The sequence below is a fragment of the Stenotrophomonas sp. LARHCG68 genome (genome assembly GCF_052871705.1).
In genome coordinates this window covers 844,080-859,294 of the sequence record NZ_JBIXJV010000001.1, presented here as the reverse complement: position 1 = coordinate 859,294, position 15,215 = coordinate 844,080, and the positions used below count along the sequence as shown (strand labels likewise).

The 15,215-nt window shown below is 66.0% G+C and carries 12 protein-coding genes; 8 read left to right on the top strand and 4 right to left on the bottom strand.

Annotated features, from left to right (window positions below; translation table 11 throughout):
- Positions 1-25 precede the first annotated feature (25 nt).
- Together ACIPR8_RS03670 and ACIPR8_RS03665 are read left to right on the top strand one after the other, a co-directional pair.
- A complete protein-coding gene (locus tag ACIPR8_RS03670) occupies positions 26-844 on the top strand; it encodes an XOO1806 family protein (protein WP_192287912.1) in 819 nt (272 codons plus the stop codon).
- Positions 845-1,079: 235 nt separating this feature from the next.
- On the top strand, positions 1,080-3,908 hold the full coding sequence (locus ACIPR8_RS03665) for a TonB-dependent receptor plug domain-containing protein (protein ID WP_192287398.1): 2,829 nt from the start codon (positions 1,080-1,082) through the stop codon (positions 3,906-3,908).
- A gap of 123 nt (positions 3,909-4,031) precedes the next feature.
- On the opposite strand, the gene ACIPR8_RS03660 is transcribed toward ACIPR8_RS03665, so the two are convergent.
- Entirely contained in the window at positions 4,032-4,634 is a 603-nt protein-coding gene (locus tag ACIPR8_RS03660) for a TetR/AcrR family transcriptional regulator (protein ID WP_132865284.1), read from the bottom strand.
- A 165-nt stretch (positions 4,635-4,799) separates the two neighbouring features.
- On the opposite strand from ACIPR8_RS03660, the gene ACIPR8_RS03655 reads away from it, so the two are divergent.
- The 4 genes from ACIPR8_RS03655 to ACIPR8_RS03640 all read left to right on the top strand — a co-directional run bounded on the left by ACIPR8_RS03655 (position 4,800) and on the right by ACIPR8_RS03640 (position 9,134).
- Positions 4,800-5,708, top strand: coding sequence for an alpha/beta fold hydrolase (locus ACIPR8_RS03655; protein WP_132865285.1), 909 nt, complete (start codon positions 4,800-4,802; stop codon positions 5,706-5,708).
- The gene (locus tag ACIPR8_RS03650; protein ID WP_192287400.1) at positions 5,705-8,179 is read left to right on the top strand and encodes an acyl-CoA dehydrogenase; all 2,475 of its coding nucleotides are present in this window, start codon (positions 5,705-5,707) and stop codon (positions 8,177-8,179) included. Before ACIPR8_RS03655 ends, ACIPR8_RS03650 begins: the two co-directional genes overlap by 4 nt.
- A 64-nt stretch (positions 8,180-8,243) precedes the next feature.
- Positions 8,244-8,723 (top strand): hotdog fold domain-containing protein, encoded by a 480-nt coding sequence (locus ACIPR8_RS03645; RefSeq protein WP_446540177.1) that lies wholly within the window; start codon positions 8,244-8,246, stop codon positions 8,721-8,723.
- A 6-nt stretch (positions 8,724-8,729) separates the two neighbouring features.
- Positions 8,730-9,134 carry a hypothetical protein gene (locus tag ACIPR8_RS03640; RefSeq protein ID WP_446540176.1) on the top strand — a complete coding sequence of 135 codons (405 nt, stop codon included), beginning with the start codon at positions 8,730-8,732 and terminating at the stop codon, positions 9,132-9,134.
- Positions 9,135-9,161: 27 nt separating this feature from the next.
- On the opposite strand, the gene ACIPR8_RS03635 is transcribed toward ACIPR8_RS03640, so the two are convergent.
- Together ACIPR8_RS03635 and ACIPR8_RS03630 are read right to left on the bottom strand one after the other, a co-directional pair.
- Positions 9,162-9,509 carry a DUF1304 domain-containing protein gene (locus ACIPR8_RS03635; RefSeq protein ID WP_446540175.1) on the bottom strand — a complete coding sequence of 116 codons (348 nt, stop codon included), beginning with the start codon at positions 9,507-9,509 and terminating at the stop codon, positions 9,162-9,164.
- A 50-nt stretch (positions 9,510-9,559) separates the two neighbouring features.
- A complete protein-coding gene (locus ACIPR8_RS03630; RefSeq protein WP_446540174.1) occupies positions 9,560-10,885 on the bottom strand; it encodes an NTP/NDP exchange transporter in 1,326 nt (441 codons plus the stop codon).
- A gap of 165 nt (positions 10,886-11,050) precedes the next feature.
- On the opposite strand from ACIPR8_RS03630, the gene ACIPR8_RS03625 reads away from it, so the two are divergent.
- Together ACIPR8_RS03625 and ACIPR8_RS03620 are read left to right on the top strand one after the other, a co-directional pair.
- Positions 11,051-12,634 carry a GMC family oxidoreductase gene (locus ACIPR8_RS03625; protein ID WP_446540173.1) on the top strand — a complete coding sequence of 528 codons (1,584 nt, stop codon included), beginning with the start codon at positions 11,051-11,053 and terminating at the stop codon, positions 12,632-12,634.
- Positions 12,635-12,846: 212 nt separating this feature from the next.
- Positions 12,847-14,259: a serine hydrolase domain-containing protein gene (locus tag ACIPR8_RS03620; protein ID WP_313251739.1), complete on the top strand. Its 1,413-nt coding sequence runs from the start codon at positions 12,847-12,849 to the stop codon at positions 14,257-14,259.
- 282 nt (positions 14,260-14,541) lie between these two features.
- On the opposite strand, the gene ACIPR8_RS03615 is transcribed toward ACIPR8_RS03620, so the two are convergent.
- Positions 14,542-15,045, bottom strand: coding sequence for a histidine biosynthesis protein HisIE (locus tag ACIPR8_RS03615; RefSeq protein WP_132865293.1), 504 nt, complete (start codon positions 15,043-15,045; stop codon positions 14,542-14,544).
- Positions 15,046-15,215 lie beyond the last annotated feature (170 nt).

The following is a 15,215-nucleotide window of genomic DNA, read 5'->3' as shown; positions in this document are numbered from 1 at the left end:
CTTCCTGCGCCTGCCGCTTGCCTTGATGATCGCCCTTGGCGCGATCACGGGCGTGCATGCGCAGAACAAGCCGCGCACCGACAGCACCGTCCTGCCGGTCTGGAACCGCGGCAGTGGCAAGGTCGAGGCCCTGCTCTACCTGGAGCCGACCGGCGAACAGCGTGCCGGTGCCCGCTGGAATTTCGGCCGCAGCTCGCTGGATGCCGCGTTTGGCCTGTCCTCCGGCGACTCGCTGGGCCTGCTGTGCAACAGCAGCCGCGGCAGCAGCATCAGCGGGTTGGCCAGCCATTGCATGCTGGCCAGCCTGGGCGACGATGACGACGACAATGGTCATCACATCTCCGCCACCACCGCCTTCAACCGTCCCGGCGGCCGCATCGGCGTCACCGCCGGCACCGGCCGCGACACCCTGCCGGCCTGGCTGGCCGGTGGCAGCCGTTCCGGCGCGGCCCGGGTCGAGCAGAACGACCTGACCGTGTTCGGGCAGAAGAACATCGGCAGGGAAGGCTTCGTCTCGATCGGCGGCACCCTGGCCAAGGCCCGCCTGGTACCGCTCAGTGACGCCTCCCCGGCCATCGTCGACCAGTGGGACAGCAAGAGTCTGAGCGTGGGCGGTGGCTACGGCGCCTTCAGCGCCAACGTCATCGGCCGCGTGGTCGATGCCCCCGGCAGCAGCAAGTGGGAAGGGCTCGGCCTGGGCATCACCTGGCGCACCCCGTGGAGCGGCCAGCTGACCGTCGGTGCGGAGAACGTCATCACCCGCGGCAAGAACCCGTTCTCGCCCCGCAATGAGAGCAACGACGACGGTGCGATACCGTACGTGCGTTACGAGCAGGATCTGTAACCGCAATTTCCAAGTGACTTCCCTGAACGCCCCTTTTTGGGGCGTTCTTCGTTTCCGCCTTTCAAATCAGCACTTTGCCGAATTTGATGACCTTCCACCCTTCCATTAACCAATCTTTAATTTATTTGCAGGCGCAAGTACTATCGGTATCGACCTCGGGTTTTGGGATCGCCCTTCGACCCCACCCAGGCCACACGTGCAACACCCAAGTCCACTTGGCAGAGAGAGAGACCCAATGAATTGCAAGACCACCAAGCTGCGCGACGCAGTTGTCGTCGCCTTGGCAGCAAGCGTGTTCCCGGCCGGCGCCGCGTTCGCCCAGGACACCACCACCCTCGACAAGATCGAAGTCACCGGCTCGCGCATCAAGCGCGCCGACGTGGAAACCTCTCAGCCGGTCTTCACGATGAGCCGTGAGCAGATCCAGGCCCAGGGCCAGACCTCGATCGGCGACATCATCCAGACCATCAGCACCAACGGTTCCAGCCTCAACAGCACCTACAACAACGGTGGCAACGGCGAAACCCGCGTCAACCTGCGCAACCTGGGCTCCAACCGCACGCTGGTGCTGGTCAATGGCCGTCGCTGGGTTGGTGGCACCGGTCTGGGCGGCGCCGTCGACCTGAACACCATTCCTACCGCTGCGGTTGAGCGCATTGAAGTCCTGAAGGACGGTGCATCGACCATCTACGGCTCCGACGCCATCGCCGGCGTGGTCAACATCATCCTGCGCCAGAACTTCGACGGCGCTGAAGCCAATGCCTACTTCGGCCAGTACGACAAGGGCGACGGCTCGCGCGAATCGTACGACTTCACCATCGGCTCCAGCGGCGATCGCTGGCATGCCACCGTCGGCGTCGGCTACGTCAAGGAAGAGCCGGTCTGGGCGGGCGACCGCGCGATCTCGGCGGTGCCGGCCTTCGGCTCGCTGCCGAACACCGGCAACAGCAGCACCACCCCGGACGGCCGCTTCGGCTACTACGGCCAGACTGGCTTCAACAGCGATGGCTCGCCGAAGTTCGAATCCACCCGTCCGGATGGCAGCGCTGGTTACTTCGTCACCGGCAATGGTGGCAGCACCTGGCGCAACTACACCAGCGCCGACAGCTTCAACCACGCCCCGGGCAACCTGCTGGTGACCCCGCAGGAGCGCACCTCGCTGTTCGCCGACGCCGGCCTGTCGATCACCGACAACGTCCGCTTCAAGACCACGGTGACCTACAACGAGCGCAAGTCCGAGCAGGTCCTGGCCGCCATGCCGATCGTGCTGGGCCGTGCCGCACCGGGCACCAACGGCGCCAACATCGTCATCAGCAAGGACAACATCTACAACAACACCGGTCGTGACATCGACTACATCCAGTACCGCGCGATGGAGACCGGTGGCCGTATCTATACGCAGAACGTAAAGACCTACGGCTTCAACGGCGCGTTCGAAGGTGACTTCGAAGTCGGCAGCCGCTTCTGGAACTGGGAAGCCGGTATGTTCTACGGCAAGAACGACCAGACCGACATCACCACCGGCTTCTTCAACATCTCGGCCCTGCGCAACGCCCTGGGCGCATCGTTCATCGACGGCGATGGCGTTGCACGCTGCGGTACCGCAGGCAACGCGATCGACGGCTGCGTGCCGATGAACATGCTCAGCGGCGCCGGTTCGCTCACCCCGGAGATGATCAAGTACGCGAGCTTCACCGCGCACGACGTCTACGGTTATGAGCAGAAGACCTATTACGCGAACATCGGCGGCGAGCTGTTCGACCTGCCGGGCGGCGCGTTCGCCTTCTCCGCCGGCGTTGAACGCCGTGATGAGTCGGGCTTCGATGATCCCGATGGCCTGATCAATTCCGGTGACACCACCGGCAACTCGCGTACCGCCACCAGCGGCGGTTACAAGCTCGACGAAGCCTACCTGGAACTGGCGATCCCGCTGCTCGCCGGCGTGACCGGCGCCCAGCTGCTGGACTTCAGCGTGGCCACCCGCTTCTCCGACTACAGCAACTTCGGCAACACCGTCAACAGCAAGTTCGGTTTCCGCTGGAAGCCGATCAATGACCTGATGGTGCGCGGTAACTGGTCGCAGGGCTTCCGTGCCCCGTCGATCAATGAGTTGTTCTCGGGCGTGAGCGACACCTTTGAAGACGTCGCCGATCCGTGCGCCGGCACCATTGGTGACGATGCCAACACGCCTCCGGCCAGCTGCGCCGGCGTGCCGGCCTACACCCAGTCCAACCCGCAGATCCGCACCACGGTCGGGGGCAACACCAAGCTGGGTCCGGAAACCTCCGTCTCCAAGACCCTGGGCTTCGTCTACAGCCCGAGCTTCGTGCAGGGCCTGGACCTGTCGCTTGACTGGTGGAACATCAAGATCGAAGACGCCATCTACGCCCAGAACGCCCAGCAGATGCTGGACGCCTGCTACCAGCAGGGCGTGAGCTCGATCTGCGACATGATCACCCGTGACACCACCGGCCAGATCTCCAACATGCTGGCCGTGCCCAACAACGTCGGCACCATGGAAGTGGAAGGCTGGGACTTCACCGTCGGCTACCGCCTGCCGGATACCCGTTTCGGCAGCTTCAACTTCATCTGGGACAGCACCTACACCTCGAGCTACACCGTCGAGGATCCGGTGACCGAAGGCTACAACCGCGTCGGCAACTACCTGGACCGCGACAACTACTGGCGTATCCGCTCCAACCTGCTGGTTGCCTGGCAGCTGGGTGACTTCGGTGCCACCGCTTCGGCGCGTTACTACTCCAGCCAGGTCGAGGACTGCACCGGCTCGAACTACACCGGCGGCAACTTCGCACGCCTGTGCTCGGACGCGGATCACATCGGCCGTGGCAACAAGGCTGACCCGCAGCGCCACATCCCGAGCGTGACCTACACCGACCTGAGCGGTTACTGGAAGACGCCGTGGAACGGCCAGATCACCATCGGCGTCAACAACGCCTTTGATCGTGACCCGCCGAAGTCGTACACCACGTTCGCCAACTCGTTCGACCCGCAGTACGAAATCCCGGGCCGCTTCTTCTACATGCGCTACAACCAGAAGTTCTGATCGTAGCCAGGTAGTACCCGGAAACAGACCACGGCCCTTCGGGGCCGTGGTTTTTTGTTGGCTGTTGCAAGGACACAAAAAAGGCCGCAGCACGCTGCGGCCTTCTCATTCACGGCGCCACGATCAGTTGCCCGGGATCAACGTCTCGATCACGTGCTCGACGTAGGCCTCGAAGTCCTCGCGGGCCTGCTTGGGCTGCTGCAGCTGCAGCGACAGCTGCAGGAAGCCGACATAGGCGGCATAGGCCAGGCGCGCGCGATGGCGGGCGTCGGTGGAACTCAGGCCGGCCTGGCGGAACGAGGCGATCAGGTACTCCATGCGCCGCTGTGACACGCGGTCGATGACCGGGCGCACCATCGGGTTGTCCAGCGCCTTGAGCAGTTCGCTGTAGATCACGTGCGGAGTGACCTCGTGCGCAACCAGCTGGAACAGCGCACGCAGGCGCGTACGCGGGTCGGGGACTTCTTCCAGGCTGCCGAAGACCTGCTGCTGCTCGACCACTTCCCAGCGCTCCAGCGCCGCCTGCAGCAGGGCATCGCGCGAGGGGAAGTGCCAGTAGAAGCTGCCCTTGGTCACGCCCAGGCGCCGGGCCAGCGGCTCGACCGCCACCGCACCCACCCCCTGCTCTGCGATCAGGTCCAGCGCTGCCTGTGCCCAATCATCCGCACTGAGGCGGCTGTGCCGCGCGCCGCGGGCGTCTGCGGAAGAAGCTGTCGTGTCATTCATGCGCAGATTTAACCATACGGCGGGGACTGGTTGCAGTACGCACGAGGGATATATCCGCACAAAGTGCACTTACGACCGGTCCCCGGAAAGCCCGTCACCGCAGGATAACCGGCTTCCATACCGAAGGGTATTGACAGTCATCGCACGCAATCCATACTATCGGGTATGGTCAACATGCCCTCTTCCCCGTCGCGCAGCGAAGACATCCGCCTGGATGGCGCCCACGGCGCGACCCTGGCGGCCACGCGCTGGCCCGGCAAGCGCCCGCCAATCCTGTTCGCGCATGGCTTCGGCCAGACCCGTGGCGCCTGGACCAGCACCGCCGAGGCCCTCAACGCGGCCGGCTATGCCGCGCTCAGCCACGACGCCCGCGGCCATGGCGGCTCGGACTGGAACGCCGCCGACCTGCCCTATCACGGCGAACAGTTCACCGACGACCTGATCGTGGTGGCCGGCGAGCTGAGCCGCCCACCGGTGCTGGTCGCCGCCTCGATGGGGGGGCTGTTCGGCCTGATGGCCGAAGCCCGTTGGCCGGGGCTGTTCTCGGCAATGGTGCTGGTGGACATCACCCCCCGCTGGGAAACCCGCGGCGTGGAGCGCATCCTGGCCTTCATGAGCGCGCATCCGGAGGGCTTCGCCTCGCTGGAAGCCGCCGCCGACAGCATCGCCACCTACATGCCGCACCGCCCGCGCAAGAGCGAGGATGCACTACGCGCGCTGTTGCGCCCCACCACCGACGGCCGCTGGAGCTGGCACTGGGATCCGCGCCTGGTCCAGGAACTGGCCCGCGACAGCGAGCAGCACCAGGACGCCATCGCCGATGCGGCGCGGCGCGTGCAGTGCCCGCTGCTGCTGATCAGCGGCGGCCGCAGCGACCTGGTCTCGCCGCAGACCGTCGAAGAATTCATGACACTGGTGCCGCACGCGCAGCACGTGCATCTGCCCGAGGCCACCCACATGGTCGCCGGCGATGACAACAACGCGTTTACCGCCGCCGTGTTGAACTATCTGGACGCACTGCCTTCTGCCGCAGCGTCCGCCCGAACCGAGCACGTTACCGGAGCAAGCCAATGAGCATCGTCGTCCCCTTCCTGGCCCTGCTGCTCGCAGGCGCCTTCGTCGCCTACCACCGCATGCGGCTGGTCATCTGGACCGCCATCAGCGCGGTGCTGCTGGGCATCTGCTGGTTCGCCGGCGTCCACCAGACCGCCATCCTCGTGGCCGCCGCGATCCTGGCCCTGGTCAGCGTGCCGGTGCTGCTGCCGTTCCTGCGCAAGCCGCTGATCACCGCCCCGTTCATGGGCGTGTTCCGCAAGGTGCTGCCGCCGCTGTCCAAGACCGAGCGCATCGCGCTGGAAACCGGCTCGGTCGGCTTCGAGGGCGAGCTGTTCACCGGTGACCCGGACTGGAACATCCTGCTCAACTATCCCAAGCCGCAGCTCACCGACGAGGAACAGGCCTTCCTGGATGGCCCGGTCGAGGAACTGTGCCGGATGGTCAACGACTTCGAGATCACCCACGTCCACGCCGACCTGCCGCCGGAGCTGTGGGACTACATCAAGAAGAACCGGTTCTTCGGCATGATCATCCCGAAGGAATACGGCGGTCTGGGCTTCAGCGCGCTGGCCCACCACAAGGTGATCCAGAAGCTGGCATCGGTTTCGAGCGTTGTCAGCTCCACCGTCGGCGTGCCCAACTCGCTGGGCCCGGGTGAACTGCTCAACCACTACGGCACCAAGGAACAGAAGGATTACTACCTGCCGCGCCTGGCGATCGGCCAGGAAGTACCGTGCTTCGGCCTGACCGGCCCGTTCGCCGGCTCCGACGCCACCTCCATCCCCGACTTCGGCATCGTCTGCAAGGGCCAGTGGAAGGGCGAGGAAGTGCTGGGCGTCAAGCTGACCTTCGACAAGCGCTACATCACCCTGGCCCCGGTGGCCACGCTGATCGGCATGGCCTTCCGCATGTACGACCCGGACGGCCTGCTCGGCGACACCAAGGACATCGGCATCACCCTGGCGCTGCTGCCGCGTGACACCGCCGGCGTGGAGATCGGCCGCCGCCACTTCCCGCTGAACTCCACGTTCCAGAACGGCCCGATCCGCGGCAAGGATGTCTTCATCCCGCTGACCCAGCTGATCGGCGGCGCCGAGAAGCGCGGCCTGGGCTGGAACATGCTCAACGAGTGCCTGGCCGTGGGCCGCTCCATCACCCTGCCCTCGACCGCTTCGGGCGGCGCCAAGGCAGGTGCAGTGGTGACCGGCGCCTACGCGCGCATCCGCAAGCAGTTCGGCCTGTCGGTCGGCCGCTTCGAAGGCGTGGAAGAAGCGCTGGCGCGCATCGGCGGCAAGGCCTACAAGATCAGCGCGCTGTCGCAGGCCACCGCCGCGGCGGTTGACCGTGGCGACGTGCCGTCGGTGCCGTCGGCCATTGCCAAGTACCACTGCACCAACATGAGCCGCGAAGTCATTTCCGACGTGATGGACGTGATCGGCGGCAAGGGCATCATCCTGGGGCCGCGCAACTTCGCCGGCCGCAGCTGGCAGGCCGCGCCTATCGCCATCACGGTGGAAGGCGCCAACATCATGACCCGCTCGCTGCTGATCTTCGGCCAGGGCGCGATCCTCTGCCACCCGTGGGTGCTCAAGGAAATGAAGGCCGCCCAGGACGAGGACCGCAAGGCCGGTCTGCGCGAGTTCGACCAGGCCCTGTTCGGCCATGTCCGTTTCGGCATCTCCAACGCCGTGCGCTCGCTGTGGTTCGGCCTGACCGGCGCCCGCTTCGGCGCGGCCCCCGGTGACGCCTACACCCGCCGCTACTTCCGCAAGCTGGACCGCTACTCGGCCAACCTGGCGCTGATGGCCGACATCTCGATGATGACGCTGGGCGGCAAGCTGAAGTTCAAGGAATCGCTGTCCGGCCGCCTGGGGGATGTGCTCAGCCACATCTACATGACCAGCGCCATGCTCAAGCGCTACCACGACGAAGGCGCACCGCAGGCCGACCAGCCGCTGCTGGCCTGGGCCTTCCACGACAGCGTGCACAAGATCGAGGAATCGCTGTCCGCTGCCCTGCGCAACTTCCCGATCCGTCCTATCGGCTGGCTGATGTGGGCGCTGATCTTCCCGTTCGGCCGCCGCGCCGAGGCACCGGGCGACCGCCTGAGCCGCCGCGTCGCCGCCACCCTGATGGCACCGGGCGAGGCCCGTGACCGCCTGGCCCACGGCGTGTTCCTGACCCCGTGCGAGAACAACCCGGGTGGCCGCATCAACAGCTACCTGTCCAAGGCGATCATGGCCGAGCCGGTGGAGCGCAAGTTCCTCAAGGCGCTGAAGACCAAGGGCATCGAGGCACTGACCTTCGCCACCCAGCTGGACGAGGCCGTGGCCGAGGGCGTGATCACCCAGGACGAGCGCAAGCTGCTGGAAGAGCTGCGCGAACTGACCATGGACACGATCACCGTGGACGACTTCGATCCGCACGAACTGCGTTCGGCCGGCTACTACGACCTGCCGGGCAAGCAGCGCCCGCAGCAGGCCGCGTAAGCCAGCGACAATGCGACAACGACGGCGGGCCTGGTGCCCGCCGTTTTCATATCAGGAAGCTCCCATGACCGCTCCGCTGCTTTCGCTGTACCGCCGCTTCACCCTCTGGCCCGCCGGGCACTGGCTGTTCACGCGCGCGGTGTGCTTCAAGGCCCCCTACTTCGCCAGCATCTCGCCCACCATCACCGCGCTGGAGCCAGGCCGCTGCGAGGGCGTGATCCGCCAGCGCCGCCGCATCAGCAACCACATCGGCACCGTGCATGCGATCGCGATGTGCAACCTGGCCGAGCTGGTCGGCGGGGTGATGGTGGACGCCAGCCTGCCAGCGGACATGCGCTGGATCCCCAAGGGCATGGAGGTGAAGTACCAGGCCAAGGCCCTGGGCGTACTGAAGGCCGTGGCGACGCCACTGCGGCCCATCGTCAGTGCCGCGGCCGGCTACGATCTACCGGTGGGGGTCAGCGTGACCGATGCGGCAAGGACCGAGGTGTTCCATGCGACCATCGCGATGTGGGTGTCGCCGCGCCCTCCTCGCACAGGCTGATCACCCATGACGACCGCCGAATTGCTGGTGCGCCTGGCAGGCGTTCACAGCCTGGGGTTTGCCGCCTTCCATCTGGCGTTCTGGCGGTTGTTCGGCTGGAAGCGCGAGCTCGCCCAGCTCAGCACCGCCAACCGCGCGATCATGCAGATCCTCAACCTGCGCGTGATCTACGTATTCCTGGGAATGGGGATGATCGCGCTGGCCTTCACCTCGGACCTGGTCGACACGCGCCTGGGGGTGGTCCTGCTGTGCTTCATGGCGGTGTTTTGGCTGAGTCGGACGATTGAACAGTTCGTCTTCCTGCGCATCAACGACTGGCGCGTGCACCTGCTGACAGGCCTGTTCGTGCTGGGCGCGGCGCTGCATGCCGTGCCGATGTGGCTGGGCTTCATGCGCGCCATCAGCCACTGAGCGGCAGCGCTTGCCGGCGCGCTGGCGTCAGAGCACCCGCAACACCAGTGCGAGAATCGCCGGCACGGCCTGGATAGGGAAAATGCGCGGGCTGACGCTCCACGCGCCATAGGCACCGGCCACCACCACGCAGACCAACGAGAACGTCACCAGCACCGGTTGTCCCAGTGCCAGGCCGGCGATGATCCCGGCGGCGAGGAAGCCGTTGTACAAGCCCTGGTTGGCCGCCAGCACGCGGGTCATCTCCGCCTTCTGCGGCGTGTTGCGGAATGTCTTGAGCCCCAGCGGGCGCGTCCACAGGAACATCTCCAGCACCAGGAAGTACACGTGCAGGAGTGCGACCAGCACGGTCAGCAGCAGCGCGAGCAGGGACATGGGCGTTGTTTCCTTCAGGCCAACAAAGACAGGCGGACACGCCGCTGCGTTCAACGATCGCGCGGCAGCTTCTTTTCCTCGCGCAACACGCCCAGCGCCGACAGCGTCATCAAGATGGCCATTACTGTGCCACCGGCAAACACCAGGTGCGAGCCGAACAACGACAACCCCTTGTGAATCCAGGCAGAAGTCAGGTCTGCGCCGCGATAAACCACCGTGTCGATCGCCGCGCCGGCCTTGTAGCGCCATTGCCGGTCCACGCGCGTATAGATCGTCTCGCGCGCCGGCTTGCCCAGCGAAAACTCGCTGGCGCGGGTCAGAACCTGCACCATCGCCACCATCAGCGGCAACGGCGAGGCAGCCAACGCTGAGAACCCGATGATGATGGCAACACCCGGGATCAACAATGCCGGGGCGATACCGAAACGCGACAGCAGCCAGCGGGTGATCCCCAACTGCACGATCAGGGTCAACGCATTCACCGCCAGGTCGATGCGCGAATAGAACGCGGTGCTGGCGGCCGGGTCGGTGATCATCCGCCGCGCGATGGCCGCCTGCTCGTTGTACAGCATCGTGCCGATGCTCACGCCGAACATGACCAGCAGCGCCAGCCAACGCAGCAGCGGCTCGCGTGCGATCAGCTTCAGGCCATCGAGCACACTGCCGCCCATGGGCTGCTCGCCGTCGACCAGTTTCTGGTCATGCTCGCGCAGCACCGCCCACCTGCGTAGCCGCCAGATGCACAGCACGCAGACCAGCAGGAAGCCGGCCGATACCAGCATCAAGTTGGCAATACCCACCCGCTGCACCAGCGAGCTGGTGATGATCGGGCCCAGGAAGGCGCCGACCGTACCGGCCGCACCGATGTAGCCGTAGTAGGCACGCGCCTGCGCATTGGAGAACACGTCGGCCATGAAGCTCCAGAACACCGCCACCGCAAACAGGTTGAACACGGTGATCCAGAAGAAGAACGCCATCCCGCGCCCCGGCACGCCGCTGTTGAACATCACGTAGAAACCCAGCAGCGTGGCGATGAAGAAGCCATACATCACCGGCAGGAACACCCGCCGCGGGAAGCGGCTGACCAGCCAGCCATACAGCGGCTGCATCACCAGCATGATCAGGAACACGCAGGTGAACAGGAACTGCAGGGTGAAGTCCTTCAGCGGCATGCCGTGCGCGTCGAACCAGGCAATCAGCGATGCCGGGAAGATCGTCTGCAGGTCGGCCGAGGCCGCCATGGCCTCACGCACCGGGCGCAGCACGTAGTAGCCGCTGAGCAGGCAGAAGAAATACAGGAACGACCACCACAGCGCCGGCGACTCGCGCAGTGCCTGGGTCAATCGCGACAGGGAGGCACGGCCGGCAACGCTCATGCAGCACCCCGGACGCACAGGTGGCAATGGGACGACGGCATGGGTACTCCGGGGGATACGGTGCGCGTACGTTATCTAATGCACTGCAACATCGCCAGTGCGCCGGACGTGCTGCCAGACAGTTGTCGCAAGCCCTATCCTGCAACGCTCGAGCAGGGGAATACCGTGAAGGAATTCGACTACATCATCGTCGGTGCCGGCTCGGCCGGTTGCGTGCTGGCCAACCGGCTCAGCGCCGACCCGCAGCGGCGGGTGCTGCTGGTCGAAGCCGGCCCCCGTGACTGGAACCCATTGATCCACATGCCCGCCGGCATCGCGCGGCTGGTCCGCAACCGCCGGGTCAACTGGAGCTACGACACCGAGCCCGAGCCGGCCTTGAACCAGCGCCGGCTGTGGTGGCCGCGCGGCAAGGTGCTGGGCGGTTCCAGTTCGATCAATGCCATGTGCTACGTGCGCGGCGTGCGCGGCGACTACGACCGCTGGGCACAGGCCGGTGCCACCGGCTGGGACTGGGACAGCGTGCTGCCCTGGTTCCGGCGCAGCGAGGGCAACCGCCGCGGTGCCGATGCCCTGCACGGTGCCGACGGCCCGCTGCAGGTGGCCGACCTGCGCCACGTCAACCCACTGAGCCATGCCTTCCTGCAGGCCGGGCAGCAGGCCGGCCATGCGCTCAACGAGGACTTCAATGGTCCCGACCAGCTGGGGGTCGGCCTGTACCAGGTCACCCAGAAGGACGGTGCCCGTTGCTCCTCCGCCGCGGCCTACCTCACGCCCGTGCGCCAGCGCCCCAACCTGCAGGTGCTCACCGGCGCGCAGGTCGAGCGCGTGCAGATCGACGACGCCCGCGCGACCGGCGTGGTGCTGCGCGTCGGCGGGCAACGCCGGCACCTGCGCGCCAGCGGCGAGGTACTGCTCAGTGCCGGTGCGATCAACTCGCCGCAGTTGTTGATGCTGTCCGGCATCGGCCCGGCCGACCACCTGCGCGACCACGGCATCGACGTGCACCTGGACCAGCCCGGCGTTGGCGCCAACCTGCAGGATCACCTGGACATCTGCACGCTCTACCGCACCGTGCCCGGCGTCAGCTACGACCGCGCCAGCGAACTGAAGATCGGCTTCGACTACTTCCTGCGCGGCCGGCGTGGCGCCGGCACCAGCAACGTGGCCGAGGCCGGCGGCTTCGTCCGCAGCCGCTACGCCCCCGACGAGCGCGCCGACATCCAGTTCCACTTCGTCCCGGCGATGCTCGATGACCACGGCCGCCATCGCCTACCCGGCGACGGCTACACCCTGCACGCCTGCTACCTGCATCCGCGCAGCCGCGGCCACATCGGCCTGGCCAGCAGCGACCCGCGTGCGCCGGCGCGCATCCACGCCAACTACCTGGGGGATGCCGGCGGCTTCGACCTGAAGATGATGATCGAGGCCGCACGGCTGAGCCGGGACATCCTGCGCCAGTCCGCGTTCGATCGCTGGCGCAGGGCGCCGCTGTTCCCCGAACGCGAGGACCTGGACGACGCCGGGCTGGAGGCCTTCATCCGCGCCAAGGCCGAAACCATCTATCACCCCATCGGCACCTGCCGGATGGGCAGCGACGCCACCGCCGTGGTCGATCCGCAGCTACGGGTACGCGGCATCGACGGGCTGCGGGTCATCGATGCCTCGGTCATGCCCACGCTGGTCAGCGGTAACACCAACGCCCCGACCATCATGATCGCCGAGCGCGCCGCTGCCCTGATCCGGGGCTGAGAGGCCATCGCTTCGTGGCAGGCATCACGCTTTGCAGCGCAGTCAGCTTTGCATGGCCCCGGCGATCCAGCGGACGGTCCCGAACCCTGCTGCCGGCTTAAAGAAAAATCAGCGATTTCAACATGATGCCCATTCATCCTCTTCTTGTTTGTGCAATCAGGAAAAGCGGCGCTAGAATCGCTGGCAGCTGTAACCAACAGGCATCCATCACGATGAAAGAGAACAACAATCGCCGGCGTATCCGTCCGGTGGCATCGGGGTTGCTCGGGGTGTTGATGCCCTTCGCATTGTCTTCGACGGCACAGACGCCGACCCACGACAGCCTGCCCGCCGCGGCAGCGCCGGCCGCCCTGCCGGTGAACCTTGAGAACGCCCCCGCCCAATCGCCGACCCAGCCGATGCCCTATCGCGTCGCCCTGCGGCCGGACCAGGTGCAAGCGCTGCCCGCCGATTTCAACGTCGCTGCCATCGAATCGCTGGCCGAGCAGTTGACCTACGGCAACCGCGTGCCGGGCATGGCGATGGCGATCGTGCAGGACGGCCGCATCCTGTCGGCGCGTGGCTACGGCGTCACCGACATCAGCAACCCGCAGCCGGTCGATGCGCACACCGTGTTCCGCCTGGCCTCGCTGTCCAAGGCCTTCGCCGGCACCATGGCCGGCCTGCTGGTCAACGACGGCACGCTGCGCTGGGACAGCAAGGTCACCGATTACGTGCCCGGCTTCCGCCTGTCCACGCCGGAGGCCACCAGCAAGCTCACCGTCGCCGACGTGCTGAGCCATCGTGTCGGCCTCACCTACAACGCCTACGACCGCGACGTCGAAGCCAATGCCGATTACTACACGCTGACCCAGAAGCTGGCCAGCGCGCCACTGCGCTGCGAGCCGGGTGATTGCTACGCCTACCAGAACGTCGCCTTCAGTCTGGTCGGCGACGTGGTGTTCGCCGCCTCGGGCAACTTCTACGAGCAGGCGGTGGAGAAGCGCATCCTCAAGCCGCTGGGCATGAACGATGCCAGCCTGGGCCTGGCCGGCATCCAGGCCAGCTCGCGCTGGGCGCGCCCGCACGTGCGCAGCCGCAATGGCTGGGTGTCGCTGAGCCCCAAGCCCACTTACTACCGCGTGGCTCCGGCGGCAGGCGTCAACGCCAGCGCCAGTGACATGGCGCAGTGGTTGCTGGCCCACACCGGCCACCGTCCGGACGTACTGCCGGCGCCGCTGCTGGCCACCCTGCATGCACCGCTGGTCAACACGCCCGGCGAGATGCGTTCGGGCTGGCGTCACCAGCGCCTGTCCTCGGCTGGCTATGCACTGGGTTGGCGCGTGTTCGACTACTCCGGGCACCAGGTGGTGTTCCATGCCGGTGCCGTGCAGGGCTATCGCGGACTGGTCGCGTTGCTGCCCGAGCGCGACCTGGGCATCGCCATCATGTGGAACGGCGAGAGCAGCCTGCCCAGCGGCATGATGCCGACCATCCTGGACCGTGCCATCGGCCTGCCGACGCAGCGTTGGCTCGACGTGGACACCGATTTCGGCAGCGACAACCTGATGGCCGAGGACAGCGCCCCGGCACGCAGCGGCAAGAAGGGCGCCTCGTCCGAGCGCGCCAACGCCTCGCCACGCTGATCCCGACATTCGTGCAACACCCGAGGGCGGCCAATGGCCGCCCTTCTTTTTTCGCAGGGGCGGCATCGGCCGCGAAGCCGGCACCACGGCGACCGATCCGGCGCCGGCCGGCAGTGCATCCGTCACCCGCACAACGAGCGGCCACCGAATCACGCCTACGCCCGGTTGGGTATCGGCTTCGCGGCCAAGGCCGCTCCTACGAGGTGGACGTCGCGCATAAAAAAACTCCCTCCCCGCTGGGCAGTCGGGGAAGGAGTCTCAGGTACCGCTACCGAGCTTGGATCAGATCAGCGGTGCCGGGGTTGCCGGCAGGGCGACCGGAGCGGCCTTCTTCTTGCGAGCGGCCGGCTTCTTCTTGGCAGCAACCTTCTTGGCAGCCGGCTTCTTGGCGGCGGCCTTCTTGACGGTCTTCTTCACGGCCTTCTTGGCGGTGGCCTTCTTGGCAACCTTCTTGACGGCCTTCTTGGCAGTTGCCTTCTTGGCAACCTTCTTCACCGCCTTCTTGGCGGCGGCCTTCTTGGCAACCTTCTTGACGGTCTTCTTGGCAGCAGCCTTCTTGGCAGTCTTCTTCACTGCCTTCTTGGCGGTTGCCTTCTTGGCGACCTTCTTCACTGCCTTCTTGGCGGTCTTCTTGACGGCCTTCTTGGCGGTGGCCTTCTTGGCGACCTTCTTCACTGCCTTCTTGGCGGTTGCCTTCTTGGCAACCTTCTTCACGGCAGCTTTCTTGGCGACTTTCTTCACCGCCTTCTTGGCGGCCGGCTTCTTAGCAGCTTTTTTCGTGGCCATTGTATGGCTCCTCGTCAGTGATCTATGGAATTGAAATGCCCAGTTGAAGCAAACCCGCGGTTGGATCCGCGGAGGACCGACGACGCGTCAGGCGCGTCGTGACGGATACAGAAACACCCGCAACGATTCCCGCCACGGGTGCCATGTCTTGTTCGGGGGGTGTTTCGCGG